4 protein-coding genes are annotated in these 4,070 nt (G+C 66.3%); 3 read left to right on the top strand and 1 reads right to left on the bottom strand.

From position 1 onward, the window contains the following. Together DBR34_RS05430 and DBR34_RS05435 are read left to right on the top strand one after the other, a co-directional pair. On the top strand, positions 1–2,242 hold a 2,242-nt coding region (locus tag DBR34_RS05430; protein ID WP_258223686.1), incomplete at its 5' end, for a TonB-dependent receptor. A gap of 90 nt (positions 2,243–2,332) precedes the next feature. Further along, positions 2,333–3,076 (top strand): FadR/GntR family transcriptional regulator, encoded by a 744-nt coding sequence (locus tag DBR34_RS05435; protein WP_128096006.1) that lies wholly within the window; start codon positions 2,333–2,335, stop codon positions 3,074–3,076. Positions 3,077–3,097: 21 nt separating this feature from the next. Here the strand turns inward: DBR34_RS05435 and DBR34_RS05440 are convergent, their stop codons facing one another. Then, on the bottom strand, positions 3,098–3,487 hold the full coding sequence (locus tag DBR34_RS05440; protein WP_128096007.1) for a DUF6165 family protein: 390 nt from the start codon (positions 3,485–3,487) through the stop codon (positions 3,098–3,100). 242 nt (positions 3,488–3,729) lie between these two features. Between DBR34_RS05440 and DBR34_RS05445 the strand changes: the two genes are divergently transcribed. Then, positions 3,730–4,070, top strand: a 341-nt coding sequence (locus DBR34_RS05445) for a TorF family putative porin (RefSeq protein WP_258223687.1), incomplete at its 3' end; no start/stop codon positions are given.

Consider the following 4,070-nt stretch of genomic DNA (forward strand, 5'->3'; position numbering starts at 1 on the left):
TACCGCCAGCTACATCGACCAGTTCGACATGGGCGGGGCCGGCAAGCTCGGCGTCTCGGTGGGCGTGCAGGCCCTGCAGGGCAGCAACCCGGAAGAAATGTTCTCCAGCAGCTCCACGTGGGTGGCCTGCGACGGCCGCGAAACCGTGGGCGCCACCCGCAACTGCACCCCGGTGGACGGCAACCAGGTCGCCAATGGCGTGCCGTATTACCTGGTGCCCAGCAGCCGCATCTACCGCCAGTTCATCGAACACGACAAGCGCGACTCGCAGTTCGCCGCGCTGCAGTGGCGCCCCAACGACACCGTGGAAGTGAACGTCGATTACCAGCATTCCAAGCGCGACTACACCGAAGACCGCTCGGACCTGTCGCTGTCGTCGATGATGCGCAACCTCAACAACCGCGTGGTCACCGATGACGGCGCGCTGCTGCACCACACCGGCAGCACCACCATCGACTCCACCGGCAACTTCCTGGAGCGCATGGAGGAATACACCGGCGGCGGCTTCAACGTCATCTTCCGGCCCAGCCCGGCGTGGACGCTGTCCACCGACCTGTCCTACTCCAACACCCAGCGCGACCAGATCGAGCGTTCCACCCGCCTGCGCGCCGGCCGTACCGACGTCAACGGCAAGCCGGTGGGCGGCATCAAGAACACCCGCTACGTCGATTACACCTACGACTACAGCGGCGACGTGCCCAGCATCACCCTGGATCCGGCATTCGACGTGAACAACCCGGACAACTACACCGATTCGGCGCTGATCCGTCGCCGCCAGCAGAGCCGCGAGCACACCATCCGTGCGCAGCGCTTCGATGCGGCGTTCACCCCGGAAAGCGGCTTCTTCACCGCCATCAAGGGCGGCGTGCGCCATTCCGAAGCGACCTACACCGACTTCACCGACACCCGCGACATCACCACCACCAATGTCGCCGCGATCCGTGCGGCCAACCGCGCCTGCCGCCAGGAATTCCCGCAGAAGGACTTCCTGGCCAACGCCAGCGGCAACACCATCGACCAGTGGGCCAGCTTCGACAGCCGCTGCCTGTTCAACGCCTTCACCGGCGTGGACGACACCGGCCTGAGCGCCGACCTGCGCAACCCGGCCAACAACGATGTCACCGAGAAAACCAACGCCCTGTACCTGATGGGCGACTACAGCAGCGAATGGTTCGGCCTGCCGGTCACCGGCAACATCGGTGTGCGCGGCGTGCGTACCGACGTGCGCTCGGTGGGCCTGCGCAGTGGTCTGGATGTCATCAATAACGCCGATGGCACCGTGACCCTGCGCCCCACCGGCGACTTTACGCGGCAGATCCTCAAGTCCAGCAACACCGAATGGCTGCCCAGCTTCAACGCCGCCTTCGAACTGCGTCCGGACCTGCTGCTGCGCGTGGGTGCCTACCGCGCCATGTCGCGCCCCGACCTGGCCGCCGAAGGCTTTGGCCGCAGCTTCACCCTGGACGAGGCCGACACCGACTTCCGCACGGTGGCCGAAGCGCTGGGCAACATCACCGCCACCGGCAACCCGCGCGCCAAGCCGCTGATGTCCTGGAACGCCGACGTCTCGCTGGAGTGGTATGCCAACGAAGACTCCATGCTGTCCACCGCCATCTACTACAAGCAGTTCAACGGCGGCTCGGTACCGGTGGTGGTGGGCGAGACCTTCGACATCGACGGCCAGAGCGTCACCGTGCCGGTGGAGCAGCTGGCCACCAGCGACCAGAAAAGCGACCTGATCGGCTTCGAGCTCACCGGCTCGCACAGCTTCAGCTACCTGCCGGGCATCTTCTCCGGGCTGGGCGTGAAGGCCAGCTACAACTACGCCCATTCCAACTTCAAGACCGAAGACCTGCGCCTGGGCGAGTCCACCGACCCCATTACCGGCGTCTTCACACCCGGGATCGTCGAGCCGGCCAACATCTTCGGGCTATCCAAGCACGTGGCGTCGGCCCAGGTGTACTGGGGCCTGGGCAAGCTGGACCTGCAGGCCATCTACAAATACCGCTCGGATTATTACCAGCAGTTCGTCGGCGACCCGTCGCAGAACCGCTACGTGCGCGACAATGGCTCGCTCGACTTCCGCGCCACCTACAAAGTGAACAAGCACCTGTCGCTGTCGTTGTCGGCCAGCAACCTCACCGACGAGCCGCGGGTGTCGGATATGCCCATCCTGGGCAGCTTCCGCGAGTACACCACCTACGGGCGGCGCTATTATCTCGGGGTGCGCTACCGCTTCTGAGGTCAGTGGCGCGGTTTTCCCAACCGCGCCGCTCTCTGAGGGCGCGGGTCGCATGATGGTCCCCAGCCACCGTACAGCCAGGTCTTGATGATGTCCGAACCCCGTCTCTACCAGTCCATTGCCGCCGAAATCGTCGCGCTGATCGAGAGGGGCGAATTCCCGCCGGGCTCGCGGCTGCCCGGCGAACGCGACCTGGCCGAGCGCCTCGGCGTCAGCCGGGTGACCGTGCGCGAGGCGGAAATCGCGCTGGAAGCGCAGGGGCTGATCACCATCAAGACCGGCTCGGGCGTGTATGTGAAGGCGCGCCCGTCGCAGGCCCCCGGCGCGCTGCCGGACGTGTCTGCCTTCGACCTCACCGCCGCCCGCGCGGTGATCGAAGCCGAAGCAGCGGCCATGGCCGCCAGCCGCATCACCGACGAAGAACTGCAGGACCTGGCCGGCCTGATCGCGGCCATGGTCGACCCGGCCTCGGGCGAGGCCGCCGCCAGCGAAGCCGACCGCCAGTTCCACCTGTCCATTGCCCGCATTGCCGGCAACCCGGTGGTGGAGCACTGCGTGCAGCTGATCTGGCGCATGCGCAATGAACTGCCGCGGGTGCGGCAGGTGTATGCCAACGTCTGCCACAACGACGACGACACCCGCGACGAAGAACACACCGCCATCCTCGACGCCCTGCGCGCGCGCGACCCGGCGGCCGCACGGCTGGCCATGCGCAACCACTTCCAGCGCCTGTTCGAATCCATGCTGGAAGCCACCGAAAACGAAGCGCTGGCTGAAATCCGCCGGCGTACCCAGCAGGACCGCGAACGCTTCATGGCCGCCACCGGGCACTGAGCCCGGCGCGGGCGGGGCCGGTTACTCGCCCTGGTACTGCTTTTCTTCCACCAGCTGCGAACCGGCCACGCGGTTGATCTCGTTCTTCACCTTCACCCGCTCGCCGTTGGTGCCGTACACCCCACGCGCCAGCTGGATGAACGCATCGTCGAACACCTGCGCCGCTTCCTTGTCGCGCAGCTGGTCCTGGATGTCCCACATGCGCACGTTGATGGCCTTGAGCTGATCCTTCAGCGCGTCCAGCCCCGGCTGGCTGGCCAGCTGCTGCTGCCACAGCGGCCACAGGCCATCGAGTTCCTTGCGGACGTTGGCGTTCTTGCCCGCATCGCTGATGCGTTCGGCCTTGATTTCCAGGATGGTGATCTTGTCGATCAGCTCGCCAATCGATACCGGGGTCAGGATCGCGTCCACGCCATTACTCGCAACAGGTCAGAGCGGCCCATGATAGCGCGGCCCCCGTGCGGCATCGTGGACGCAGGATTTACGCTGATTTTGCGCCCCTGCCGCCGCCGCGGCATGGCGGCTTTACGGCCCCTGCGGGAACACTGCCCACCTCGACGGCGCCGCCGTCCGATGGAGTGCTTACCGTGGTGGTTGAACAGATGAAAGGGCGCAGGGCGCGCCGCTGCAGCGTGCTGCTGCTGGGCCTGGTGATGAGTGGTGCGGCGGCGGCCGCGGTGGAGGGCAATGCGACCCTCACCACCGATTACGTCTGGCGCGGCAGCTCGCAGAGTGACGGCGACCCGGCCGCACAGGCGGGCGTCAAACTGGGCAGCGAAAGCGGTTGGTACGCCTCGGTGTGGGGCTCAGGGGTGTCGTTCCAGCCCGACAACGGCGCGCGCAGCGAATTCGACGTCGTGGCCGGGTGGGGTGGGGCGCTGGGCCAGGACTGGGCACTGGACGTCAACCTCACCCGCTATCTCTACCCGTCCAGCACCGTGGATCTGAACTGGACCGAGCTCAACAGCACCCTCACCTGGCAGCAGCGTTACTG

It is taken from the genome of Stenotrophomonas sp. HMWF003, from assembly GCF_003061285.1.
In the GTDB taxonomy this organism is placed as follows: domain Bacteria; phylum Pseudomonadota; class Gammaproteobacteria; order Xanthomonadales; family Xanthomonadaceae; genus Stenotrophomonas; species Stenotrophomonas maltophilia_AP.